General features: G+C 58.4%; 22 protein-coding genes and 1 tRNA gene. 11 read left to right on the forward strand and 12 right to left on the reverse strand.

Going from position 1 to position 25,195, the window contains the following annotated elements; translation table 11 throughout:
* Positions 1-33: 33 nt before the first annotated feature.
* Positions 34-465: a Fur family transcriptional regulator gene (locus IEW18_RS13970; protein ID WP_188558482.1), complete on the reverse strand. Its 432-nt coding sequence runs from the start codon at positions 463-465 to the stop codon at positions 34-36.
* A gap of 726 nt (positions 466-1,191) precedes the next feature.
* Positions 1,192-3,261: a tetratricopeptide repeat-containing sensor histidine kinase gene (locus IEW18_RS13975; RefSeq protein WP_188558483.1), complete on the reverse strand. Its 2,070-nt coding sequence runs from the start codon at positions 3,259-3,261 to the stop codon at positions 1,192-1,194.
* Positions 3,262-3,558: 297 nt separating this feature from the next.
* Here IEW18_RS13975 and IEW18_RS13980 point away from each other — a divergent pair, with 297 nt between their 5' ends.
* The 3 genes from IEW18_RS13980 to IEW18_RS13990 all read left to right on the forward strand — a co-directional run bounded on the left by IEW18_RS13980 (position 3,559) and on the right by IEW18_RS13990 (position 5,353).
* Positions 3,559-4,416, forward strand: coding sequence for a DNA/RNA non-specific endonuclease (locus IEW18_RS13980; protein WP_188558484.1), 858 nt, complete (start codon positions 3,559-3,561; stop codon positions 4,414-4,416).
* A 120-nt stretch (positions 4,417-4,536) separates the two neighbouring features.
* The gene (locus tag IEW18_RS13985; RefSeq protein ID WP_188558485.1) at positions 4,537-4,911 is read left to right on the forward strand and encodes a 4-fold beta flower protein; all 375 of its coding nucleotides are present in this window, start codon (positions 4,537-4,539) and stop codon (positions 4,909-4,911) included.
* 97 nt (positions 4,912-5,008) lie between these two features.
* Positions 5,009-5,353 carry a hypothetical protein gene (locus IEW18_RS13990; protein ID WP_188558486.1) on the forward strand — a complete coding sequence of 115 codons (345 nt, stop codon included), beginning with the start codon at positions 5,009-5,011 and terminating at the stop codon, positions 5,351-5,353.
* A gap of 83 nt (positions 5,354-5,436) precedes the next feature.
* On the opposite strand, the gene IEW18_RS13995 is transcribed toward IEW18_RS13990, so the two are convergent.
* The 7 genes from IEW18_RS13995 to IEW18_RS14025 form a co-directional block, all read right to left on the reverse strand.
* Entirely contained in the window at positions 5,437-5,667 is a 231-nt protein-coding gene (locus tag IEW18_RS13995) for a hypothetical protein (protein ID WP_188558487.1), read from the reverse strand.
* 306 nt (positions 5,668-5,973) lie between these two features.
* Complete coding sequence (locus IEW18_RS14000) at positions 5,974-6,348, reverse strand: hypothetical protein (protein ID WP_188558488.1); 375 nt, start codon at positions 6,346-6,348, stop codon at positions 5,974-5,976.
* A 384-nt stretch (positions 6,349-6,732) separates the two neighbouring features.
* Positions 6,733-6,918 carry a hypothetical protein gene (locus tag IEW18_RS14005; protein WP_188558489.1) on the reverse strand — a complete coding sequence of 62 codons (186 nt, stop codon included), beginning with the start codon at positions 6,916-6,918 and terminating at the stop codon, positions 6,733-6,735.
* Positions 6,919-7,490: 572 nt separating this feature from the next.
* Positions 7,491-8,057: a hypothetical protein gene (locus IEW18_RS14010; RefSeq protein WP_188558490.1), complete on the reverse strand. Its 567-nt coding sequence runs from the start codon at positions 8,055-8,057 to the stop codon at positions 7,491-7,493.
* A 342-nt stretch (positions 8,058-8,399) separates the two neighbouring features.
* Positions 8,400-8,472, reverse strand: a tRNA-Thr gene (locus tag IEW18_RS14015).
* A gap of 155 nt (positions 8,473-8,627) precedes the next feature.
* Positions 8,628-10,925: a DUF349 domain-containing protein gene (locus IEW18_RS14020; protein ID WP_188558491.1), complete on the reverse strand. Its 2,298-nt coding sequence runs from the start codon at positions 10,923-10,925 to the stop codon at positions 8,628-8,630.
* 45 nt (positions 10,926-10,970) lie between these two features.
* Positions 10,971-11,537 carry a YqgE/AlgH family protein gene (locus tag IEW18_RS14025; protein WP_188558492.1) on the reverse strand — a complete coding sequence of 189 codons (567 nt, stop codon included), beginning with the start codon at positions 11,535-11,537 and terminating at the stop codon, positions 10,971-10,973.
* Positions 11,538-11,786: 249 nt separating this feature from the next.
* Between IEW18_RS14025 and pdxH the strand changes: the two genes are divergently transcribed.
* From pdxH to IEW18_RS14040, 3 genes are all read left to right on the forward strand, one after another.
* Entirely contained in the window at positions 11,787-12,437 is a 651-nt protein-coding gene (gene pdxH / locus IEW18_RS14030; protein WP_188558493.1) for a pyridoxamine 5'-phosphate oxidase, read from the forward strand.
* A 128-nt stretch (positions 12,438-12,565) separates the two neighbouring features.
* The gene (locus tag IEW18_RS14035; RefSeq protein WP_188558494.1) at positions 12,566-13,888 is read left to right on the forward strand and encodes a DUF1015 domain-containing protein; all 1,323 of its coding nucleotides are present in this window, start codon (positions 12,566-12,568) and stop codon (positions 13,886-13,888) included.
* Entirely contained in the window at positions 13,869-14,492 is a 624-nt protein-coding gene (locus IEW18_RS14040; RefSeq protein WP_188558495.1) for a Maf family nucleotide pyrophosphatase, read from the forward strand. Before IEW18_RS14035 ends, IEW18_RS14040 begins: the two co-directional genes overlap by 20 nt.
* A 63-nt stretch (positions 14,493-14,555) precedes the next feature.
* Here IEW18_RS14040 and IEW18_RS14045 read toward each other — a convergent pair whose 3' ends face one another.
* Both IEW18_RS14045 and IEW18_RS14050 read right to left on the reverse strand, forming a co-directional pair.
* Positions 14,556-15,197, reverse strand: a complete 642-nt coding sequence (locus tag IEW18_RS14045; protein ID WP_188558496.1) for a flavin reductase family protein — start codon at positions 15,195-15,197, stop codon at positions 14,556-14,558.
* 174 nt (positions 15,198-15,371) lie between these two features.
* Complete coding sequence (locus tag IEW18_RS14050) at positions 15,372-15,944, reverse strand: fasciclin domain-containing protein (RefSeq protein WP_188558497.1); 573 nt, start codon at positions 15,942-15,944, stop codon at positions 15,372-15,374.
* Positions 15,945-16,358: 414 nt separating this feature from the next.
* Here IEW18_RS14050 and IEW18_RS14055 point away from each other — a divergent pair, with 414 nt between their 5' ends.
* From IEW18_RS14055 to IEW18_RS14075, 5 genes are all read left to right on the forward strand, one after another.
* Positions 16,359-17,042: an HD domain-containing protein gene (locus tag IEW18_RS14055; RefSeq protein WP_188558498.1), complete on the forward strand. Its 684-nt coding sequence runs from the start codon at positions 16,359-16,361 to the stop codon at positions 17,040-17,042.
* A gap of 16 nt (positions 17,043-17,058) precedes the next feature.
* Complete coding sequence (locus IEW18_RS14060) at positions 17,059-17,304, forward strand: hypothetical protein (RefSeq protein WP_188558499.1); 246 nt, start codon at positions 17,059-17,061, stop codon at positions 17,302-17,304.
* Between the two features lie 130 nt (positions 17,305-17,434).
* Entirely contained in the window at positions 17,435-20,020 is a 2,586-nt protein-coding gene (gene gyrA / locus IEW18_RS14065; RefSeq protein ID WP_188558500.1) for a DNA gyrase subunit A, read from the forward strand.
* Positions 20,021-20,106: 86 nt separating this feature from the next.
* Entirely contained in the window at positions 20,107-21,249 is a 1,143-nt protein-coding gene (locus IEW18_RS14070; protein ID WP_188558501.1) for a tetratricopeptide repeat protein, read from the forward strand.
* 1,055 nt (positions 21,250-22,304) lie between these two features.
* Complete coding sequence (locus tag IEW18_RS14075) at positions 22,305-23,339, forward strand: hypothetical protein (RefSeq protein ID WP_188558502.1); 1,035 nt, start codon at positions 22,305-22,307, stop codon at positions 23,337-23,339.
* Between the two features lie 105 nt (positions 23,340-23,444).
* Here IEW18_RS14075 and IEW18_RS14080 read toward each other — a convergent pair whose 3' ends face one another.
* Positions 23,445-25,172, reverse strand: coding sequence for an ArnT family glycosyltransferase (locus IEW18_RS14080; RefSeq protein WP_188558503.1), 1,728 nt, complete (start codon positions 25,170-25,172; stop codon positions 23,445-23,447).
* Between the last annotated feature and the right edge of the window lie 23 nt (positions 25,173-25,195).

Below are 25,195 nucleotides of genomic sequence, written 5' to 3' on the forward strand. Positions count from 1 at the left end.
GGGCCGGCGGCGTTTTTAGGCTTGTCGGCTTGATTACCGGGGTTGGCACTGCTGGCACACGCCCCCCAGGAGGTAGTCGCGCGACTCTACCCGAAAGCCGGCCGGTAGCAGCACGGGCGGAATGGTCACGTGGTCGAGGCAGTACGTGTGCTGGCACTGGGTGCATTTGAAATGCACATGGTCGTCGGAGTGGGCGTGCTCACTGCAGTGGTCAGAGCAGGCCGCGTACCGGATAACGTCAGTATTATCGATGACGCGGTGAATCAACCCCTTTTCCTCGAAGGTCTTAAGGGTGCGATACAGCGTAATGCGGTCCGTGTCGTCGCCGAGGGCACTCTCCAACTCGTGGCTGGTGAGGGCAAAAGGCGACGAGACCAACAAGCGCAGTACGCCCCGCCGAACCGGCGTTTGGCGCAGGCCGTGTTGCGTCAGCAAGTAGGCAAATGAGTCAGCGGGAGCTTTCATGGTAGTGCAAACATACAGTACAATCCGCCGCGTTCAGTTTCCTCAGGCCAACCCCTGCGAAAAGCCTCCGCTGACTTAAACAAGCAGGTGAGCCGCTGGAATATTGCCGCTGACCAAGGGAGCACCCACCTAAAGCAACAACACAAAGGCCAGAGCAGGTGGCTCTGGCCTTCGAGTAGCTGGTTGTGGAAAGGGGACGGGGATACTAGTGACAACTGGTGCAAGGACAGCCAGCCATCGGAGGGATGCACAAAGGTGGTATTCTCCCGTCTGCTTGCCAAGGCCTGAATGAGGCTACTTGTGACAACGTATCTGCGCTTTCTAATGCCAAGGTGCCCACCATTTCGCTCGTAAATAATTGATTTTGTGTATAAACTAACTGATCTGCTTCGGGGAAAAACAGACTATTTGTGACATAATCAGGCTGCCGAATTTTACCTATATCTGGTCCGAGGTTGCCGGGGGTAGGGCAAACCGAAAGTGGCTGCCTGGTTCTGGTTGGCTTTTCACCCAGCGGCCTCCAGCCTGGGTTGTAGTGGAGGGTAATTTTCTTAACCTCGTGCATCTTGGTCACGCCAAGGCCTGAGAAGGTTTCATCGAGCCAGAGGAGGTAGCCGCCGGGCTGGTGCTGCCCGTTGACGAGGGTGGCTAGCTACTGACGCCGGTGAGCCGTGAACTGGAGCCTGGTCATCAATGCTTATGCGCTCCTGGCCCTGCGGACGGCGGCTAAGCAGCGGTATAGGCGGGCAGGGGCAGCGTGATACGATACTCGGTGCCCTGGCTCAGTACGCTGCTGACCGTTAGCTGCCCGCCCTGGCCCTTGGTAATCAGGTCGTAGCTAAGGGGAAGGCCCAGGTCGGCGGCAGTATCGGGGCCGGGGAAGCGCTGGAACAGAGTGGCCAAGGCTTCCTCCGAGAGGCCTGGGCCATTATCGCGCACCAGAATCTCCACGCTGCTGGCCACGCGCCGGGTTCGGAGCTCCACCTGGGGCACGTAGCCTTCCTCCGGTTCAGCCCCGGCCTGGCGCTGCAGCACGGCCAGCAGGGCCGCGCTGAAAATGCCCACCAGGGCCCGGCCCACATCCTGCCGGACGATTTGCACGGAGCCCACGGCCGGATCGAGGCGCAGGGTCAGGGCCGCATTGAAGTAGCGGTTTTTGGCGCGCAGATCGTGGTAAGCCAGGCGCAAATACTCTTCGGCCAGGGCATTGAGTTCGGTGAGCTGGCGCGGGCTGGTGCCGTCCTGGGAATACTCCAGCATGCCGCGCACAATGGAGTCGGCCCGCTGGGCGTATTGGAGGATGCGGGTTTGATTTTGCAACAGGTTTTGCAGCATCTCGTCCAGCACTTCCTGGTCGTGGGAGGGAGGAACGGAGTTGCTGATTTCCTGCCGCAGCTCCGTGCACAGCTCGGCGCTGCTGGCGGCAAACTTGCGGACGGAGCTAACCGGCGTCTGGATTTCGTGCGCTACTCCCGCCATTAGCTCACCCAGGGAAGCCATTTTTTCGCGGAGCACCAGTTGGCTTTGGGCAATTTTGAGCTCCTGCAGGGTACGCGCCAGGTTGTCACGCTGGGCCGTAAGTTCCTTGGTTTGGTGGGTAACTTGCTCGTTGAGGTCTTGCAGGCGGCGGTTGGCTTGCTGCTGCTGGCGGTTACTGCGCCCCAGCAGCAGAGAAATCAGTAGGAGCACGCCTACCCCCGCCAGCAGGGCCGCCGTGCGCACGTGGCCCTCCAACTGGTTGCGCTCCTCCTCCAGCTCCCGCAGGCGCTGCTGCTCGGCAAACCCAATGGCGTCCAGCTGCTTGATGCGCCGCGGATTATACAGGCTGTCCTGGGCCGTAAGTAGCAGGCGCATGTATTTCAGGGTGCTGTCGGGTTGCTGCCGGCCCTCAAAAATGGCCGTCAGCAGCTTGCTGTTGCGCACAATGCCCACCACAAACGGCAATTGCTGCCCCAGCCGCAAGGCTTTGCGGGCGTAGTAAATGCTGGAGTCGGGTTGGTGGCGGGCCCGGTACAACTCGGCCATGTACTGGTAAGAGCGGCAGGCGCTGCGGTGGTCGTTTTCGGGAATAGACGCCCGGATGCTGCGCCGGTAGAAGGCCAGAGCCTCGTCGGGGTGCCCTTGGGCCACTTGCAACAGGCCCAGCTCGCGCAGCACGTAGGGAGCCGGATTGCCCCAGCAGCTTTGGTGCACGCTGGGAGCGTGCTGGGTAAGCTGCCAGGCCTGGTTCAGGAAAAAAGCGGCCGAATCGTAGCGGCGCAGGCCCTCGTAGCTGGCACCCAAGTTGGTGAGCACGCTAATAAGTTGGGAAGTATCCTGGGTGCGGGCCTGCTGATAAAGCTGGCGGGCCCGAAAAAAGTACGTCAGTGAGGGGTGGTAGTCATCGAGGGCGAAGTAAAGCAGGCCGGTTTGATTAAGCGTCCGGGCCGTGCCCTCCAGGTCGTGGCTGGCTTCGTTGAGGCGCAGGGCCTGCAAGTCAACCCGCAGGGCCTGGGGCAGATTACCCCGCTCGCCCAGGAGCAGAGCAATGCGCGAGAGGCAACGGCCTTCACCCTTATGGTAGCCAATGCGGCGGGCCAGATCCAGGCCCTGACGGGCGTACCATTGCACGGAGTCAAAGCGGGAGTAGCGGTAGGTAGCCGCCAGGTCGGCCAGTAGCAGCACCCGGGCCGTATCGGTGGGGGCGCGCCGTAGCGCCTGGTGCAGGGCGCGGGTTTGTGGGCTCTGGGCCCATGCGGCGGGACCAGTTAGAAGGAGCAGCAGCCCCAGCAGAACCCCCAATACGCGTTGAATCATGGGGAAAGGTACGCAAGCGAAGCGGCCGCGAAAAATTTCTTGCCCACTTGAGCTTCAAGTCGCGGGGCTGCAGCGTAAAGCAGTATGCTGCTCCGCAGTCTGGTGGGCCAGCAGGGCGAGGTTGTTTTTCAGGCACCGCAGTTGAAAAAGGCAACCGAACCCGCCTGCCCCCGAATGTGGACGGGCTTCGCCCGGGCCCAAGGCAACTGGTCTGAGCCAGCTGAACGTACCTTCCCTGGAGGTGGAGTGGGGGCGGGTTAAAGTATTCATCATTTCCCAAGGCCTACCTTTACGGTTATGTTTTCCTTCTTTTCTTTGCTTCGGCGCGGGCATGGCCTGCTAGGCCTAGCCCTGCTGGCCGGGTTGTGGTCCTGCTCCTCCGATGAGCCTACTCCCGTCCTGCCCGAGCACCTGACCTTGGGCAACCCCAGCGGGGCTGCTACCGACGTGCGGATGCCAGCCAATTACCTGCTGCTCAAGTCCCAATACGCCCTTTCCTACCACCGCGACCAGGGCAAGCCCAATTGGGTAAGCTGGCACCTAACGGCCGGTTGGCTGGGCAGTGCCGCCCGCCAGGACGATTTTCGCCCCGATGACGCCCTGCCCGCCGGCTGGTACCGGGTCAGTAGCGCCAGCTACTCGGGTTCGGGCTTCGACCGGGGCCACAACTGCCCTTCCGCCGACCGCACCCGCACAGCTGCCGACAACTCGGCCACCTTTCTGATGAGTAACATGATGCCCCAGGCACCGCGCAATAATCAGCAGACCTGGGCGACGCTGGAAGACTTCTGCCGGCGCCAACTGCGGGGCGGCGCCAATGAACTCTACATTATCTGCGGAAGCTACGGCCGGGGCGGCACCGGCACGGATGGCTACAAAACCACCCTCGACCAAGGGCGCGTCACGGTGCCCGCCCGCGTGTGGAAGGTTATCGTCATTCTGCCGACAGGGGAGGCGGACGCTACGCGTGTGCGGCCCGATACCCGCGTAATTGCCGTGGACCTGCCCAATAACAATTCCCTGTCGGCCGGCTGGGAAACCTACCGCTCTAGCGTAGATGCCATTGAAGCCGCCACGGGCTACGACTTGCTGTCGGCGGTGGCTCCGGCCGTGCAGCAGCAGCTGGAAAGCCTGCCCGACGATGGCCCAGTGTAACGTGCGGCCCGGCGATGCGGCGGCCCCGCCAGGGTTTGCCTAATCAGTGGGGGTAGGAGCTGGCCTAAATCCAGTTAGGTAGCAGCCTTCGTTTATAAGCGGAATTCTATGCAGTATCCCATGATTCCGCTTTACAACACAACCGGCGCACCAGTAGCTTACGCTGACGAGGCGTGCCGGGGCATTTATGATGGCCAGGGAAGCCTGGTGGCTTGGTTTGAGGGGGAGTTTCTGTACACGGCCGCGGGACGCTACCTGGGCTGGGCCGAGCAAGGGTGGGTGTACGACCGGCACGGGCGCCCCGCTTTGTTTGCCGAAAATGCCATTGGGGGCCCGGCCCGGCCGCCAATTTCTCCGCGCGCAACCACCTTGCCCGCCCGAATCAGCTGGGCCGCGCTGCCCCGCCCGTTACCGCGTCGGCAGCCCCGCCCGGCTCGTCGGCGCCGGACCGCAGAATGGTCACCCGTATCCGCCCTCACGTATTTTGGGCAGTAGGTGGTTGGCAAGTGTAGAAGGTGGGAAGCTCGTCCGTAGATAAGCTCAACCAGTGAGCGGCAAGTACGTATGATCAGCACGTTTGTATACCTGCTCCATGTCCTTACCGGCTACCCACTCCGTCTATCCACCCCTGCCCGAAGAACTGACTGCTTTATTGCGCACGATTCGGCTGCACCTGCTGGCCCTGCACCCTACCAGCCCTTACCGGGTGGCTCGGCTCGTGCGTATTGCCGATCAATTAGAATACGTCTTGTCGCGGTGGCCGCTGGAGGGCTGGCCTCAAGCCAGCCGGCAGGAAGCTACTATGCCAACTAAAGTAGCCCTTCTTACCAGTATCACTGCTACTAAAGCCTCCTTAACCTCTCCCATAGCGCAGCAAGAATTACAGTGGCGGGCCATGCACAAGCTGCTGCTGGAAAATACTTTGCACTTTATATAGAATAAACAGAAGTCAGGGCCCTGCCTACGCCTAAGCGCCGACAGGGCCCTGACGGGCCTAGACCAAAGTAGTATGTAAAAGGGTTACGAAATAACAGACCACTTAGCAGCAGCTTGAAGCAAGGCATCAGCTCCTGAAACGGAACGTTGAGTAAGTAAATCCAGGCAATGGCGCTGCAAACGCATATCCTGCACCAAACTAAGGGCCCCGTGTTGGGCGTGTCGGGCAGCCATAAGCTGAGCTAATAATACGGCCGCAGTGGTAAACTGCTCGTCATGCAAAGCGGCCCGGAAAGATACTTCAGTATCAGACATCACGCGGTGAAATTGTACTCTTTCGCCTACGCAACAAGCATACCAAAATATTACAAATTCAACGTTAGGCTTCTGGCTAGGTCAGGCTACCAAGCAGCTCCGAACCGCTACCAAATTAATCAGCACCTACGCTTCTCTGCTGCAGCAATGCCTGCTTAATTTGCTTAACCAGAAAGCCAGAAGTAGTGGATGTAAGCAGAAAGCCGCACCTGCGCATACGCCCCCGTAGGTAGCGCTAACAGCGCCAAGCGGCGCTACCTACTAAGTGCGCACTCAGTAAAAGAGCCGGGCTGGGGAGCTTTCTACTTAGCTTGCTCCCAAGCGCGGCCGGCGCTTGCGCAAAGGTGGTGGTGTCTCGGATAAAGAATTGAGCGGGGGCGCTTCGGCTTGACTTGAAGCTAAATCTAGGGGAGCGGTTTCAGCTGCTTCCGGCTCTTCCTGATATAGCCGACTATTCATTAGCTGCGCCAGCTCGTCGGAGTCGGAAGACGTTCCCCGGGCCGAGGTGAGACTGCGAACAGGGCGCTCCTGTTTCGCGCGCCACCGCAGAATGGTATCAGCCATTTCCTCAATAGCTTTTTGCACACCCTTGGGCAAACCGGCTGCAGGAACCGGGGTAGGAAGCAAGGGCGCGAGCAGGGCCGTGATATCAGCGGCCAGGGCTTTCTTCGGCGTTTTCACTGGAATAGGCTAGGTGCAGACCGGCCCCAAAAGGCTGGGGCAGCTGCAAGGTATGAAAAAGCAAATCGTACCTGCGGCAGTCTGCCTTAGCGGCGAGGCTGGCTACTTGCTTCAACCAGCATTTCATGCCTCTGGGTAAGCGTCAGGCGGAAACCAGGGACCTGGTTTAAGGCATCCCTTGCAACCCGTCTAGCTGCCGGGCCAGCAGTGTAGCAAGCTGCAAGTGAGCCTACTTTATACTTTGTCGGTTCTTGATTTTGTTCTGTCGCAGTAGCGTTTCTAGGAACAGGTACACCCGCGTATTAACATTTTGTTACCGAAGGGCTACCAGCATACTATTAGCTTCAAGCGTAAAACCGGGCCTATTTTACGGCCTGCTGCGTTCTATTCAACCCGGTCTATTGCTATTTCAAGTAATGCTTGCATGTCCAGGAAAGGATAAGCCTGAATGGCTTCCTGGCAGACGCGGTGCAGCTGTGCATCCTGGGCCAAGCTAACGTTTCGGCATTCCAGGTAGTAGGTTGCTACCCGCTGGGCCAGGTCTAGCGCTGGAGCATTAGAACGAGGCATGGGCGCGGCAGCACGGAAATCAACTGTGGTCTTGAGCATATAGCAGACTGTTTCGTCTGCCGTCTAGGCAACAAGCATACCAAGCAGACCGCCGACACCTATATCATTCCTTATTCATGTCCTGATTGACAAGAAGTTATACAGGCAATCATCTGCACAGAGTTAAACAGAGGTTCGCCCAGAGGCACCTCTCACTCAGCCAAAATCTGTGGGTCTGTGCGCTTTAAACGTAGGCTTTTGGCGCCTGCTTTAGCCTTTTTGGAGTGGGCCAGACCAATTGATGTAAGAAACGCTCCAAGTCCACAAGTTTTTGCCTCCAACTGGTTTGTGTAAAATGAACCGTACGTCCCAAACCGCCCGTGTGCTAACATGCATTAACCGTGGGCGCGGGAACTGCACCACGGACTACAAAAGCCAGCTACCGGGCGCCATTGTTCAGATAGGTAACAGGTGGTCCGAAACTTTTTACCTATCTGTCTAAGTACTGGCGGTGCAGTAAACAGGCAAGTAGAACAAGTAGAACCAGACATGTATGCACACCTAAAAAAAGAAGCTTTACAATGAGCTGAGGCCTAACTAGCGGCCGCTTTGCGGCGTTCTGACTCGGCCTTTACCGCCGCCTTGAAGCCTTCATTGCCGTGCAACTCGGGGTATGCTTTCCAGACGGTACCCGGGGCGTCCCCAATCTGTAGACGGTTCATGGCGGTGCTGAGCAGGTCAGCTTCCGCAGGCTTTTGCGGGGCCGCTTTGGCCTCTGCCGTTAGCTGCTCGGATTCTTCTTCCCCGAAGAACCCGTGCTGATAGAGGCCTGTTAGCTTCAGCACCGCTCGGCTCAGTGCCCGTTTTTCTGCTGTCTCGGCGAAGTAGCTGTTTTTACAATTCTCCGGTACAGCACTGCCATAGGTTTCCACCGTGGCCTCGTCCATTTTCGCTACCGCCTTGATGACTGCGTACTTAGGTTCAAGTTTCAGCGCTTTATAGCTCACCTGGATTCCGTAGTGAGCTTGTACTTTCTCAATGCCAGATCGGGTAAGAATGGTGTAATGCTGGTGCTGAAAGACATCTTCCTTGATAAGGCCGCACTCCTTATACAGGCTGTTGAGCTTGTCGGCTTTCGTGGCGGGGGCTTGTTTAGCCATGGCGGTATTCTAAATAGAGGAACAATGGATGGAGTCTGTAACTCCGGGCGTACTTCCTACGGCCTGAATTTTTCTCCGTTGTTATACGAGCGACAAACCGAGCACAATGTCTGGCCCGGCAGGCAGAGGATAGCCCTGGCTAAAAGCCAACATCACCGTAATGTGCCACGAAAGGTGTATACTAACCCCACCGAATTGCCATGGAAGTCAAACCCCAGTTGTTGAGCTGGCATCGGGTAAGGCAGCAGGAATAAAGCACCCGTATTAGCCCCAACTAAGCGTTAATCGGCATAGAAAAACCCCTTGCAAATCACAGATTTGCAAGGGGTTTAAGATCCTATGAGCCTCCTGTCGGGATCGAACCAACGACCTACTGATTACAAGTCAGTTGCTCTACCAGCTGAGCTAAGGAGGCGTTGAGGTTGGACAAAAGTAGTAGGTGGATTCAAACTGGCAAAAGTATTCGCAATAATTAATGCCCTACGGCTACTAAGTGCTTGAATTACCGATAAATAAAAAACGCCTCTAACACAGTGAAAGAGGCGTTTTCTATACATGAGCAGCGTAACCTTAGCTTCGGATCAGTCGCAGCTGCTTTTTCAAACCATCGATGCGCGTCTGCGCATCATCAATACGGCCCTGGTATTCCTCCCGAAGCTGATTGGCGTTTTTGGAGCGGGCGAAAAATTCCAGGTTTGTTTTTAGGGTGGAAATATCGTTTTCCAACTCGTTGATTTCCCGGCGCAACGCCTGCTCCTTTTTGTAGAGTTGCTGCTGGGCGTCGGGAGAAGTTTTGAGGCGTTCTACCTGCAGGCTGAACAAGAGGTCAGCGCGCTCCGCGTAAGAAAGGCCCGGGACAGTATCCAGATATTTGCTCATTAGCCCCTGGAACTTCTCCTCGGCCCGTTCAGCGTTGCGAGAGCCGCCAGCAAACGCACGCCAGTCGCTGATGTGCTGCTGAAACCCTTGCAACGTACCCGGCTGATCGGGCGAGAGGGCCGCTATGGCTTCGCTTACCCGCGTCAGATGCTGGCTCTGTTCCTGGCTAACTTGGTGCTGGTGCTGCTCGCGCTGGCGCGTCTCTTCCTTTTTCCGGTCGAAGAAAGAGTCGCAGGCGGTGCGGAAGCGGTTCCAGACTTTATCGGACTGCTTTTCCGGCACCCGACCAATCAGCTTCCACTCTTTTTGAAGCCGGATTACCGTTTCCCGGGCTTCCTCCCAGTTGGGGTTCTGCAGGGCTGCTTCGGCCTGCTCGCACAAGTCAAGTTTGCGCTTGAGGTTGGCGTTTTTCTCCTCGTCCAGGGCCTTAAAGAACTGGTTCTTCCGCTGAAAAAAGCCTTTGTAGGCACCCCAGAACTGCTTGTTCATAGTTTCCGCCTTCTCGCGCGGAACTAGGCCGGCGGCGTCCCAGGCCTCTTTCAGCTTCTGCAGCTCGTCGGTTTTGGCCCGCCACTCATTTACCCGTTCCGTCTGAAATTCCCCGAAAGGCTGCAACTGCTCCAGCAGGGCCGTTTTGCGCTCCAGATTGGCATTCTCCTGGGTCTGGCGCACCGAGAGAAACTCTTTTTTGCGGTCGTGAATCTGCTCGGATGCGTGCAGGAAGCGCTGCCACAGGGGTTCGCGCTGCTCATTCGGTACCGGGCCGATGTGCTTCCACTCCTCGTGCAGCTGGCGCAGCTCCTGCAGGGCTTTATTGATGCTGGATTGCTGCTGCAAGGCCTCGGCCCGGGTAATCAGGACTTCCTTGGCCTCCAGATTCCGCCGGCGGTCCAGCTCCTTCATTTCGAAGAACAGCCCGCGGTTGTTGTAGTAGATGTCCAGCAGAGCGTGGTAGCTGTTCCAGAGTTCCTGGGCTTCCTTTTGCGGCACGGGGCCGGTGGCTTTCCAGTCGGTCTGCAGGGCCTTGATGCGGCCGGAGCTGTCCTTGGTTTCGGCCGACTCCACCAGCTGGCGCAGCTGGGACAGCAGGTACTGCTTGTGCGCCAGATTTTTGGCGCGCTGCTCATCCTCAGCTTTGGCGTCGCGGGCGCGGCTGTCGCGGAATTCTTGCAGGGCGTTGGTCAGCTCCTGGTGAGGGGCCGGGTTGGTGTAGGCAAACTCCTCGGCCTGGCCACCCGCATCCACGAACTGCTGCCGGGCCGCGGTGCGGTCGGCGAGCAGACTGGTTTCGTAGTGGCGAAACCAGTCGAATAGCTGCTTGCGGTTCTGGCGGGCATCGGGCCGTTGCACCAGGGTTAGCAGGTGGGACGCTTGCTCAGTCAGGGAAAGGCTGGTAAAATCGGGGGCGGGCTGCTCCGGCACGTATTCTTCCTCTTCTTCGGCCGTAGCGGCGGCATCGGAGGAGGTAGGCAGGGAACCGACCGTTGGGGCATTTTCCAGCGCATTTTCTAGCGTTTCAGTGGCGGCTACGGCTACTACTGGCGTCACGTGCGGGTCTTCTGCTCGCGGTTCCGCCGGTTCAGGGGCGGCGGCATCGGTAGGAGTTTCTTCCGAACGCGCATCCATTGGGGCGCTGGCGAGCGGAGCGGGGGCTTCCGCCGCGCCGGGCGTGGTCGTGCCGTAATGCGCTACGGCGCGCACTTCCCCGGCCGAAGCCGGCTCCTCCGTGGCCGCGGAGTGGGAGGCACTGGGGTTGGGGGTAGCAGGTGCTTCGGTAGGGGCAGGGGTAGGCGGGGTATGGGCCGTACCCGCTCCGGCCGACTCCGGTAGCGTGGGGGCTCCCAGGGTGGGCTGCTCCGTACTAGCATCGGGGGCAGCTGGCGTTTGCCGGGCTTGAATTTCGGCCAGACGACGCTGCAGAATGCTCTGGGGCGACTCCGCGTTGTTGTCCGAGTCGGTGGGAGTGGGGGCGTCTTGTTCGGGTAGCATATAAGTCAGCTGAAAGACCCCAGAAAGTGGGGTACGTGGAGGCGCTTAGTTAAGGCGGGGGTCAGTGGGGTAGTTAGACAGCACGCGGAAGCGGCCGCCTTTTTCGCGCAAAATGGATTGCCAGAAGGCATCAGTTTCCAAAGTAAATACTTTCCCGGCAGCATTGGGGTGCACAATCCAGACATTTTCCCGCACTTCCTCGGCCAGCTGCCCAGCCGTCCAGCCGGAGTAGCCCGCGTAGAGGCGCACGCTGTCGGGGGAAATGCTGCCGGCCAGCAGCTGCTCGAGCAAGGCGGCAAAGTTGCCGCCCCAGTACACCTGCTGGCCCAGTTCCACGGCCTGGGGCAAATCCGGCACCTGGTGCAGGTAGTGCAGGGTATCGGGCTGCACGGGGCCGCCAATGCCGAGGGGCATCTGGGCGGGCGGCAGCACGCTGCCCCCGGGCAGTTCCAGCACGTCGCCGAGCTGCAACTGGGCGGGGCGGTTCAGCACCAGCCCAAAGGAGCCTTCCTCCTCGGAGTGGCTACAGAGCAGCACCACGGTGCGCTCAAAGTTAGGGTCGCCAAGAAACGGCTGGGAAATAAGCAGACTACCAGGAAGAAGACGTGGCATCGAAGACGAAAAGTTGGTGGGGAAGTGGGGCCGAAAAGCCGGGGGCCGCTTCCGCTGCGGGTTCTGAAGCGGCGGGGTGCCCGCAGAAAGTACGCTAAGCAGGGGGGCAGAGGTTCCGGGGCCCGGCGCTATTGTGCTACCTTGCGGCCGAAATGGGTGTTTTCAACCCGTGGCTTCGGCTACCCTCCGCCCGCCGGAGCTGAAATACTCACTCGCTGCGCTCCGTTTTCATTCGACCTTCCCCTTCCCATGACCGACCAGCAACTGGCCGCCCTGCGCCAGACTTACTCCCAGCGGACCCTCACCGAAGACGACGTGCAGCCCCATGCCGTGCGGCAGTTCCGGGCCTGGCTCGACGAGGCCATCAGCGCCCAGCTGGAGGAGCCCACGGCCATGACCCTGGCTACCGTCAGTGAGGCCGGCCAGCCCGCCGCCCGGGTGGTGCTGCTCAAGGGCCTGCCCGACGACGAAGGCTTCTTGTTTTTTACGAACTACGATTCGCGCAAAGGCCAGGAGCTGGCCACCTCGCCGTTGGCCGCCCTCACGTTTTTCTGGCCGGGTCTGGAGCGCCAGGTCCGGGTAGAGGGCCGGGTAGAGAAAGCGCCGGAATCCGTGTCGACGGAGTACTTCCAGAGCCGGCCCCGGGCCAGCCAGGTGGGCGCCTGGGCCTCGCCCCAGAGCCAGCCCATTCATAGCCGGCAGGAGCTGGAGCAGCGCGAGCAGGAGGTTGCCCGCCGTTTCGCCCAGGAGCAGCCCTTGCCCCGCCCGCCCCACTGGGGCGGCTACGTGCTGCGGCCCCAGCGCGTGGAGTTCTGGCAGGGCCGGCCCTCCCGCCTGCACGACCGGATTGTGTTCGAGCGGGTGGGCCTGGAGTGGCGCCTGAGCCGGCTGGCCCCCTGAGGTAGGTCGCGGGCCGGACAGGTAGGTCGCGGGCGGCGGCCTGAACCTGCTTTGCTTGCCGACGACCCCTGGTAACTGCCCGCCGCGGCTCACCACTTTCGTATTATCCCATTTCACTGCCCCGAAAATTGGCTGAAATTCAACCCGTGCGCGGCTGGCGCTACAACCCCACGCTAAGCCACCAGATTGACGCGTACGTTTCGCCGTTGTTTGACGTGGTGTCGCCCAAGCAGCGCGAGGCCCTGTACCGCAACCCGCTTAACAGCATTCACTTGTCGGTGCCGCGGGGCGAGGAACCGGCCGCGGCGGCGCGCGAGTGTCTGCGCCGGTGGCAGGAGCAGCGGGTACTGGTGCAGGATGAGCTGCCGGGCATTTACGTGTACTACCAGTACTTCCGGCTGGCGGGTAGTGCCCGCGAATACTGCCGCAAGGGCTTCATGTGCCACATCCGGGCCACCGACTGGGCCGAGAACGTGGTGCTGCGCCACGAAAATACCTTGCCCGCCTCCGTCAACGACCGGGCCGAGCTGCTGGCCTGCACCCAGTTTCAAACCAGCGCCACCCACGGCCTGTACCGCGACGAGGAGTTCGAGCTGGAGCGCTACCTGGACGAGGCCATGCGCAACCCGCTCTACCAGACAGAGGAAGATTACCAGGGCGCCCGCGACGTGCTGGCCGTTATTCAGGATGCGCGCGTTATTCGCCGGTTTCAGCAGGTGCTCGCGGAGCGGCAGGTTATTCTGGCCGATGGCCACCACCGCTACGAGGGCTCATTGGCTTACCGGCGGGAACGGCAGGCGGCGGCCGGCGCGGCCTACACCGGGCAGGAGGCCTGGAACTTCCACCTGATGTACCTGACCAACGCCGCCGCCGACGACCTGCGCATTCTGCCTACCCACCGGCTGCTGCTGGAATTGCCGGGCGAGCTAAGCGCCGAGGAGCTGCTGGCCGGCCTGGCCCCGTATTTTACGGTGCTACCCCTGGATGATGCCTACGATTTGCCCGAACGGATTGCGGGCAAGCCCTGGGCCTTTGGCTTGTATCTGGGCGAGGGGCTGGGCTATAAAATCCGGTTGCGGCCCGAGGTGCACGGCCTGCTCGACTGGGACACCACCCCGGAGGTGAAGGCCCTGGATTTAACGGTGCTGCACTACTTCGTGCTGGAAAAAGCCCTGGGCATTGTGGGCCCGGAGGCGCAGCGAAACTGGCCCGGCGTGGCCTACGTGCGCAACTTCTCCGAGTGCCTGACCCGCGTGGATAGGGGCGAGGCCCGGGCGGCCCTGATTACCAATGAGGTAACTATGGCCGAGGTGGAGCGGGTCTGCCACTCCGGGGCCGTGATGCCGCCCAAATCCACGTTCTTCTACCCCAAAACCATCGGTGGGTTTCTGTTTAGCAGCATCCGCGACGAGGAAACCACCGTGCCCTTCTATGCCGCTTTCCGCTCTTAATTCAGCTGTTTCTACTCCAGCCGCCCGCCCGCGGCTGGTGCTAGCCTCCAACTCGCCGCGTCGCCGGCAGCTGCTCACGGATCTGGGCCTTGCGTACAGCGTGCGCCTGCGCGAAGTCGAGGAAAGCTTTCCGGCCCACTTGGTACGGGCCGAGGTAGCCGAGTACCTGGCCGCCCATAAGGCCGCCGCCTACGCCCCGGACCTGGCCCCGGACGAGCTGCTCCTCACGGCCGATACCATTGTGTGCCTGGAGGACGACGTGCTCAACAAGCCCGCCGATGCGGCCGAAGCCGTGCGGATGCTCCAGCGCCTGCAAGGCCGGGCCCACGAGGTGTACACAGGCGTGTGCCTCCTGCACGGCGACGGCCGGCAGGTGGTATTCTCCGACCAAACGCGCGTGCACTTTCGCCCATTGACCTTGGCCGAAATCGAGCATTACGTGGCTCACTATTCCCCCTTGGATAAAGCCGGGGCCTACGGCGCTCAGGACTGGATTGGCATGGTGGCGGTAACGCGGCTGGAAGGTTCCTACTTTACCGTGATGGGCCTGCCAGTGCACCGGGTATGGGAAGAGTTGGTGAAGTTGGGAGCCGTCGGAATCTGACGTGAAAATACTAGTCTCAGTCCCAGGTTTCAGGCCTCACCTAGAAAAGTCCCTCCAGGTTCACTAGTCAAGTGGCAGCTCCGGGACAGGCTGCCCGGGTCGGGCGTAGCCATAGCGGGCCACGGGGGTAGCGGTGTAGTACGTATCCAGGCCGCTCAGGGCGACGGTACCAGCAGCGGGCAAATCCAGGGAGCCGTCGGGCCGGAGGACGGCCTCCGGCAGGTACAAGTGCTCCACGCTGCCAATGAGCAGCACGGTACCGTTGAGCTCGATGGGAATTTCCTGCTGTAGCTGCAGGCCAATCTGCAGCTGACTTTCCTGCACGTAGGGGGCCGTAAAACCGTCGCGATACTCCGCCGTGAGCCCGCAGGCGTCAAACTCCGACACCTCGCGGGCAATGGTGGCGGAGGTGGCGTGGGCCTGGCGAATGATACCCGAGTGCACGTGATTGAGCGTGTAAAAGCCGGTGGCCCGGATGTTGTCGTAGGAGTGCCGGGGTACGGAAGGCGGCCGCATCACCAGGCCCAGCAAGGCCGGGTTGGAGCCCAGGTGCACCACGGAGCTGATGATGGCCAGGTTCGTATGGCCCTGCTCGTCGGTGGTGCCAAGGAGGTTAGCCGGTTTAAAGCCCGTAATGGCGTTAATTAAGTTGAGACGAAATACCTTTTCCAGGGCCGTAAGATCGGCAGCGGTGAAGTGGGACATGGGTAGCGGGAAAGTGGCAGGTAGATGAACACAACCGATACAGCGGGGAAATGTCTTACCAGAAGTTAGTTGTTTTTTCTGGTTGCGTGTCTATAAATAATAAATGCGTGCCTGGCTATTATTTTAGCCAGGCACGCATTTATTATTTAAAATAAATTACTGACGCTTCAAAAATTAGGGCATCAATACTTTATCGATTACGTGAATTACGCCGTTGCTCTGCGTAACATCGTAAGTGGAAATAGTTGAAATATTTCCTTTTTCATCCTGCACTACTACATTTTTCGGGCCGTTCATCATGGCCTTCAGCGTGCCCCCGCTAACGGTTTTCAGCGTAGCCGTTCCCTTACCCGACTTAATGGCCGCCATAATCTTGTCGGCGGTCATGTTGCCGGCTACCACGTGATAGGTCAGGATTTTGGTGAGGGTGGCTTTATTTTCGGGCTTCACCAGGGTTTCCACGGTGCCGGCGGGCAGGGCGTTAAAGGCGGCGTTGGTGGGCGCAAACACCGTGAAAGGGCCTTTGCCTTGCAGGGTTTCTACCAGGCCGGCGGCTTTTACGGCGGCTACCAGGGTGGTGTGGTCCTTGGAGTTTACGGCGTTTTCAACAATGTTTTTGTTGGGGTACATGGCCTCGCCACCAACCGAAACGGTGCCGGGAGTGAGCTTGGCCTGCGCCGAAACGGAAGTGGCGGAAGCCGCGCCCAACAGGGCAACGAAAGCGAAAGAAAGCAGATGCTTTTTCATGAAATGTGCAGGGGAGGTGGAAGAGTATGAAACTATTTGCCGGCATTTACGCCGCTACTTTCTCCCTTGGATTTACCTGCTGAGAAATAATTGTTATAAGCACCGTAAATAAGCTGATACGTAGGGCAGTTATGTTTTTACTTACATTATTTAACCGTAAAAATACGCGCTGAATTTATTGCATAAGGGCGCAGAATTATATTCTTCCCTACATTCTATCAGGCTTCGGAGCGAGGCGGCGCTCAAGGCTGGGGTAATTACCTGCGTTTTGCTTGGCTGCCTGCTTGGCTATCCTGTGCCTTAGGTAGCAATGCACTGCTGCAAGCTGCCGGTGGAGCCGGGGCCGGTAGGAGAGGGGCGCTACCCTTTGGCCCGGAGCCCGTACTTTTGGCCCCCGTACCTACCGTTTAGTTTATGCCCCTTTCCTCCGCTCAGGCCGACCCGCTGGTGGCCCGTACCGCCGACTTTATCCGCGCTACATTCCTGCACGAAGGCTCCGGCCATGACTGGGAGCACATCCGCCGGGTGTGGCAGGTAGCCCGGGCCCTGGCCCAGCAAACGCCCACCGCCAACGTCCAGATTACCGAGCTCGGGGCCCTGCTCCACGACGTGGCCGACTGGAAGTTTCACGGCGGCGACGAGGAAGCCGGTCCCCGCGCCGCCCGCCAGTGGCTGGAAAGTCAGCAGGCAGGGGAAAGCGTGATTCAGGCCGTGGAAAAAATCATCCGCGAAATCAGCTTCAAAGGCCTCGGCGTGGCTACCCCCATGAGCACGGTGGAAGGTGAGCTGGTGCAGGATGCCGACCGCCTCGATGCCATTGGCGCCATTGGCGTTGCCCGGGCCTTTGCCTACGGGGGCCACAAGGGGCGTCCCCTGCATGACCCCACGGTCGCGCCCCTGCAGCACCAAACCTTTGAGAGCTACAAGCAGAACACGGCCCCCACTATCAACCACTTCTACGAGAAGCTGCTGCACCTGCGGGAGCGGCTGAACACACCCGCCGCGCGCCGGGTAGCCCAGGAGCGGCACGCGTTTCTGGAGCAGTTTCTAGCCCAGTTCCTGCGCGAGTGGGAAGGGCAGGATGTAGCGCAGTTGTAATTCCTATATTTACCCCATGTCTGTTGCTTCCTTCCTTTGCCGCTGCCTGCTCCCGGCCGTGGTCCTGCTGCTTACCGTCGTTTCCTGCCGCACCTGTCCCATCGTGGCCTGCCACACCCGCAAGGTGCATTTGCACGGCGGCACCAAGTACCGTGGCCAGCCCTTGTTCAAGAAACAAAACCCGGCCATTGGCGAAAAAATCAAGGTGCACAAGCAGGAAACGGGCAAGCATAAGAACGACCGGAGCAAGAGCCTGAAATAGCCCGCAAATCGGGCTTCTGGCTAGGTTAATCGGGGTTTTTTGCCTATCTTGCAGGCTTCAAAGAAGTTCACTCTCACGGGCCGGCAAGCTCCGCATTTCGGGGCCTGCGCCGGCCGACTACACTCTCCCTATGGCGGAAGGCGAAAAGATCATTCCGATAAACATTGAAGATGAGATGCGTGGGGCCTACATCGACTACTCGATGTCGGTTATCATCTCCCGGGCCCTGCCCGACGTGCGCGACGGCCTCAAGCCCGTGCACCGGCGCGTGCTCTACGGCATGTCGGAGCTGGGCGTATCCTACAACAAATCCTATAAGAAGAGTGCCCGTATCGTAGGGGAGGTGCTCGGCAAGTACCACCCCCACGGCGACTCCTCCGTGTACGACACAATGGTGCGCATGGCCCAGGACTGGAGCCTGCGCTACCCCCTGGTAGACGGACAAGGTAACTTTGGTAGCATCGACGGCGACTCGCCGGCCGCTATGCGCTACACCGAAGCCCGCCTCAAGCGCCTGGCCGACGAAATGCTCGGCGACCTGGACAAGGAAACCGTAGACTTTCAGCCCAACTTCGATGACTCCTTGGAGGAGCCGTCGGTGATGCCGGCCAAGTTTCCGAACCTGCTGGTAAATGGCACCACCGGCATTGCCGTGGGCATGGCCACCAACATGGCCCCGCACAACCTGACGGAGGTAGTCGACGGCATTTCGGCCTACTTGAACAACCCCGACATTACCATCGCCGAGCTCATGGAGCACGTGACGGCGCCTGACTTCCCGACCGGCGGCATTATCTACGGCTACGAGGGCGTGAAGCAGGCCTTTGAAACCGGCCGCGGCCGGGTGGTCATGCGGGCCAAAGCTCACTTCGAGTCTACCCCTTCGGGCAAGGAGCAGATTGTCGTGACCGAAATTCCCTACATGGTGAACAAGGCCTCGATGATTGAGAAAACGGCGGCCCTGATCAACGAGAAGAAGATTGAGGGCATTGCCGACCTGCGCGACGAGTCGGACCGGGACGGCCTGCGGGTAGTCTACGACCTGAAGCGCGACGCCATGCCCACGGTGGTGCTGAACAACCTGTTCAAGTACACCCAGCTGCAGTCTTCCTTCGGGGTTAACAACGTGGCCCTGGTGAAAGGCCGCCCGATGACCCTGAACTTGAAGGAGTTGATCCACCACTTCGTGGAGCACCGCGCCGACGTTATCGTGCGCCGTACGCGCTACGAGTTGGCCGAGGCCCAGAAGCGGGCCCACATCCTGGAAGGCCTGCTCATTGCCCTTGACCACCTGGACGAGGTGATTGCCCTGATCCGTTCCTCCCGCGACGGGGAGGTAGCCCGTCAGCAGCTTATTGAGCGGTTCTCGCTGAGTGAGGTGCAGGCCCGCGCCATTCTGGACATGCGTCTGCAGCGCCTCACGGGCCTGGAGCGCGACAAGATTGTGGCCGAGTACAACGAGCTGATGACCCTCATCGATCATCTAAAAGCCGTGCTGGCCTCGGATGAGATGCAGCGCGACATCATTCGGCAGGAGCTGGCCGATATCAAGGAGCGCTACGGCGACGCTCGCCGCACGGCCATTGAGTACGCCGGCGGCGACTTCTCGATGGAGGATATGATTGCCGACGAGAGCATGGTTATTACCATCTCCCGCGAAGGCTACATCAAGCGCACGGCCCTAGACGAGTACCGGGCCCAGGCCCGCGGTGGCGTCGGGGCCCGCGGGGCGGCCTCCAAGCAGGATGACTTTACGGAGCACCTGTTCGTGGCCACTACTCACGAGTACCTGCTGTTCTTCACGGAAGCTGGCCGCGTGTTCTGGCTGAAAGTGTACGAAGTGCCGGAAGGAGGAAAGGCCACCAAGGGCCGGCCCATTCAGAACCTGATTGAGATTCCCCGGGAAGACAACGTGCGCTCCGTGCTGAACGTGCGCGGCCTGCGCGACCCGGACTACCTCGACAACACCTTCCTGATGTTCTGCACCGAGCAGGGCACGGTTAAGAAAACGCCGTTGGAAGCATATTCGCGGCCCCGGACCGCCGGTATCAACGCCATTACCATTAATGAGGGCGACCGGCTGCTGGACGTGCAACTGCTGAATGGTAGCTCAGAGGTAGTACTGGCCTCGCGCTCCGGCCGGGCCGTGCGCTTCCCCGAGGCGAAAGTGCGCTCCATGGGCCGCACAGCCGCCGGGGTACGCGGCATCACGCTGGCCGAGGACGGCAATGACCGGGTGGTAGGCATGGTGTGCATAGACAAAGACAGCCAAGATGAGCTGCTGGTCGTATCTGACAATGGTTATGGCAAGCGCAGCCCCCTGGAGGAATACCGCATCACAAACCGCGGTGGTAAGGGCGTGCGGGCCATGAAGCTGACCGATAAAACCGGGCAGCTGGTGACCATTAAAGCTGTCAGCGACGCCGACGACCTGATGATTATCAACAAGTCCGGCATTACCATTCGCTTGCGCATGAGTGAGTTGCGCAGCATTGGGCGGGCCACGCAGGGCGTGCGGCTGCTGAAAATCAGTCAGGGCGACGAAATCTCCTCCGTGGCTAAAGTTGCTTCGGAAGAGAAAGAAGTAGATCCGGACGCCGAGCAACTGGATGGGCTGCTAGCAACTAGCAGCCCGGATGGGAGCGGAGCTTCTGCTGCCGCGCCGGACGCGGACCTGACTGACCTTACCGCGCCGGATTCTATCAGCGCTAATTAACTTGCGACGGCAGAACTCATCTTTGAGTTCTGCCGTTTGCGTTGCAATTCCTTTCCCTAAACCGCATATTCTTCAGCAAACTTCCCATGAAGAAGACTCTTTTGACGCTGGTGGCTGCGGCCGCGCTGCACACCGCTTCGGCCCAGAACTCGGCCGTAACCAATGCCATCCTATTCCAGAAGCAGGGCACCCTGGACAAGGCCCGCACGGAAATCGACAAGGCCATCACCAATGAAAAAACCCAGGGCAAAGCCAAAACCTGGTATACCCGCGGCGAAATCTACGAAGGCATCGTAGCCAGCCCGATCTACGGTAAAACCGTGCCCGCCGCGGAAGCTACGAAAACGGCTTTCGAGTCGTATTCTAAAGCGGTAAACCTGGAAGGCAAAGACAGCGAGTACGGTAAAATGGCTACCCAAAAGCTCGACGGTTTGTACGGCTTGGCGTTGAATTCCGGGGTGGAAAGCTACAACGGCAAGGACTTCGCCAAGGCTATCGAATCCTACAAGATGGCCCAGCAGATTCGCCCTCAGGATTCCACGGCGTATCTCTACGCGGCGTATGCTTCGGAAGCCAACCAGGATTTCGCTGGCGCCAAGGAAATGTACGGCAAGCTGCAAGGCATTGGCTACAAGTCGCCCCAGATGTACGGGCGCTTGCTGCAGATTGCCCGTCAGGAAAAAAATGACGCGGCAGCCATGAAGGTGCTGCAGGATGCCTTGGTTGCTTATCCAACCAACAAAGGCTTCATGCTCGAAGAGCTGAATATGTACATCAGCTCGGGCCGGGGCAAAGAGGCGCTGGACAAAATCGACCGGGCCATTGCGGCGGATCCGACAAATTCCAACTTGTACGCGGTAAAAGGATCCATCTTGGACCAGGACAAGCAGCCGGCCAAAGCGTTGGAGGCCTATAAGAAAGCCGTAGAAGTAGACCCCAGCAACTTCGACGCTAATTTCAACCTAGGTGTGTACAACTACAACAAAGCAGCGGATCTGTACACCAAGGCGAGCAAGATGAGCCTGGCCGAATATCAGAAGTCAGGTAAGAAGTTTGAGGCGGATGGTAAGAAGTACTTCCAGGAGTCGCTGCCATACTTCGAGAAGGCCCTGCAGGCTCAACCCGATGATCGGGCTACAATTTCCTCACTGCAGAAAGCCTATCTGCGCGTCGGCCGCACGGCTGACTCGGAGAAGATGTCGGCCAAGCTTGATTCCTTGAAGAAGTAATCCCGCTGCCGCTAAGCTAGCGGGGGAGTACAGAATAGCCCGAAACAGGTTTAACTGCTTCGGGCTATTCTGTAAAACTCTACTTAACATAATATAAATTATAGGACAAATTACCATGGCATTTAAAAGTCGCACACTCGGTGTTGCTACTAGTATTGATATTGCTTTTGAGGAAGTTTAATATTATGGAAGCTTCCAGCCTAGACTTAGCTAAGTTACACCACTAATAATGGTTTGCCGTTATCTGTTCTTTGACATACATAATGACGATGTACTCAAAAATAGACTTCTTAAAAAACGCATAGTTCGGTAGGTAATTTTCTTTTCCAATGCGCTCCGGCAAAAGTCTAGACTGATAGAGAAATTGATAACAGTAGCATCAAGGCTTACTACTAGAGTGAAGGAGCTTTAGCATGTTGAGTTACTTAGGTGCCACGATAATGAAGTATTTCGTCATCAATTGGCCGACCTGTACACTATCTGCACAGCATCCAATTTCAACTCCTTCATGATTGCATTATAACATAGCATGGCTGGTGTTTACAAAAGGTTTAATACTGTGCAACCATTGGAGATATCAAGACTTGTCAGCTTCTGGATGAAGAATATTTGATCAGTAGTTAAGAATTAGTGCGCTCTTAGAGCTTTAGTCCATTTAAAAGTGCATCCCTCCTACTCGTGCGCTTTACGAGTTTGGCTGAATGAGCATGAGTAATTAGTTAGTTTTAGGCTTATAAGGATACACCTTAAATCAAAGAACTAAAACAGAAGGCTCAGTAGTGTTAAAGCCGTATTGGATCATTATTCATGCTTTAAGTGAATACCTATAGCCCTATGGCCCTCCCGGCACCTTCTATAGAGGGTAATAAATAAGAGTAAGAAGTGTATAAAAAGAGAAGTTAAAGCATATATTCAATTAGAAAGGTAAAAAAAAGTATAAAACGTAATAGAAAGTTTAACTTTTTTATACTTTGTACTGCTTATTTATACTTCATTGGCAAACAATTTTCTTATCTACTTAGTATATTTACTGCACCTTAATCTTCTGAAATTATATGCCAAAAACCATAGACTATCCCCGCACTAGTTATGACAGTGCCTGGGAAGTTGCCGAAGTAGTTGATGATACTGGAGGGAAGTGTGCGATTGAAACAGCAGCACGGAAGTTGAATAGAAAGGTAAGTGGCTCTTTCAAGGCCATCATTGGCTCTGCTGTTAAGTTTGGACTCTTAACTAGCAAGCGAGAGCTATTAACGACAACTAACCTCTTCCGGCGCATTAAACATGCCTACGATAAGCAGGAAGAAAAAATATACCACCGGGAAGCCTTTCTGCACCCACCACTATTTACTCAGATCTGCCGCAAATTCCGGAACCGAGAACTACCGGTTCACATGTTTGACGTCATGCTCATCCGAGAGTTTGGGGTGGAGGAGATAAACGCACAGAGTGTAGCCAAGGCTTTTGTAGATGGGGCACGCATGGCGGGTATACTAGACGAGCGTAATACCATCATTGATATTGACCAGCTAGCCGCTCAGCAAACACCCCGACGCGAACTAGCCAGTTCGGACATGCCCCTGAACATGTTCCGCCCGACAGTATCGTCGACGGAAGCCAGCGCCCCCATAGTAGCAACAGAATCTCCCGTTACGCCCGTACCTGGTCGTGCTACTGCGGAAGTTGTGGCGCCCGCCCCCACTCCTCGGGTTGCCGACGCGGTGTCCAGTCTGTTTGGCTTGGATACAGACGATGCCGAAGATGCTACCGAGGCAGCCAACAGCTTTACTTCAAGGGGTACAAAAGCTGCTGCCGGGCCCGAGGCCGTGTTTATACCAACTCGAGAAACTCCTGAACCGGTGCAACGGCAATCAGCGCTGATGATGACTAGCAGCGAGTCACCCCAGGCCGCACAAACGGTTCCAGCGGCTCCTTTAGTTTCTGCTGAACCTATGAAGGACCCAGTGACAACGTATGCCATCCGAATAAGTGGACCGGGAGTTGATACCCAACTGTCCATTCAGGATCTGGACGACCTGGATATAGTCGGGGCGTTACTTGATAAGATTCGACGCCGGTTAAGTCGCTGACCAGCACATGCCAGCGGCTCCAATAGGGTAGAACTCTATTAGAGCCGCTGGCATGTGCTGGTTTATGTTTTTATTATGTTAAGTAATATCAGGCTAGCGACAGTCCTAATTCTTAAGGCTTACTGGTGTATTGATCGGGTCAATTCGAGAGACAAACCAGTACCCTCCGCTGGCTTCACGGCCCAGATAAAAACTATCCAAGCGGATAACTCGAACGTAATTGTCCCAACCAGTTGGTAACCGCTCGGGGGGCGGGCTGGCCGCGAATACTGCCACGGGGTGACGCAAGGCAACCAGCGAATCAATGGTAGGATGCCAGATAGGAATGGCCCGGCCGGCAGCCCACACCTGCTTTACGTGCATGGTATCCAAGCTGCGCCAGCTTCGTAGACCTAGCAGCACCGTCCCCTGCCGTACGTCGGCCAATCGGCGCAACCCCAGCGTGCCCTTACGGGCCTCCCAGACCGGAAAAGCCGGCATTAACAGGCAGATAATGACGGCCCCTCCCACTACGCTAGCCCCCACCAGAGAGGATGAGCGGGCCAGGCCTACCCCCTGCCAGCTTACCCAACCCACTAAGCTCAAGAATAGAAAAGCACCCACTAGCAAGCGCCCGGAGGGCCAGCTAAAGCCGGGCAAGTGCGTAAACACCATCAGCACAGGCAAGGCCAAAAACACAGCAGCTAACAAGATGCCCCACCCCCTTACAACCCGCTTATCTACGGCACTTAGCCTAGCAGTCAGGCCAGTGGTTGTGGGATTTGCCGTATCCCAGTGGCGCAGTAGGCCCGCAATTAGCAGGGCCAGGGGCGGCATGAGGGGTAACATGTACCGCTCTTTCTTTTCCGGGACCACGCTGAGCAGTACAAGCCCAGCCCCCAGCCAACCCAACGCCAGCAGATACGGAATAAACCGACTGGCCCGCGGGCGAGCATAAGGCACGACCAGGCTGGCCAGTGAGACCAGGGCCCACAGACCGGTAAAGGCAAAAAACGACCAGTAGTACCAGAGGGGCTGCACGTGCCTCTCGCCCCAGGAAGCAATTTCCGTGCGGGCCACGCCCAGGGCGGCCGGTGCTACCGCCAGCCAGATGTAAAGGGGCCAGCTTCCCGCTACTATTACCCCTACCAGCGCGCCTACCCCCGTACCTTTGGCCTGGCGCACAACCTGGTGGCGGTGCTGGGGCTGCCCAATTAGATAGGCTCCTAAAAAGGGGAACAGCACGGTATAGACGGCTACGGGCCCCTTACTCAACAGGGAAAGCCCCACCAACAGGCCCGCACCTATAAAAGGAAGCACAGACTTCCCAGCCTGCTGCCAGCCACGCGCCAGTAGCCACAGGCTGCCAATCATCAGGCTATGCGTGAAGATGTCCCATTGCCCCTCCCGGCCGATGGTAACCACCAGCAGGCTGCTGGCCAGCACCAAGGCACTAAACCAGGCCGTGCGGCCAGGTTCGGTTGATGCGGCCGGCACTTCCAGGGAGCGGGTTAGCTCGCGGGCCAGTCCCCAGAAAAAGAATACGAGCAGCGTGGCGGCCAAAGCGGCCGGCAGCCGCAGCACGGCCAGCTGCTGGGTGGGGCCGGTTAGCTGCTGCAGGCCGGCAACGGCCCAGGTGGGCAGCGGGGGCTTGGCCAGGCGCAGCTCCCCGTTCAGGGTCGGAATCAGCCAAGAGCCCCCGGCCACCATTTCGCGGGCGGCCACAAAGTTACGGGACTCCATTAGGCTCACCTCCGGGGCCCCGAGGTGGACGAAAAAGTTAACCCCGCATACCACGCCTACCGCCGCAACCCGCCCCCACCGGGAGGCCCGCCCACTGTCTAAGATTCGCATAGAATACCGTCAATCCTGATTTA

Source organism: Hymenobacter glacieicola, from assembly GCF_014640315.1.
Classification (GTDB): Bacteria; Bacteroidota; Bacteroidia; order Cytophagales; family Hymenobacteraceae; genus Hymenobacter; species Hymenobacter glacieicola.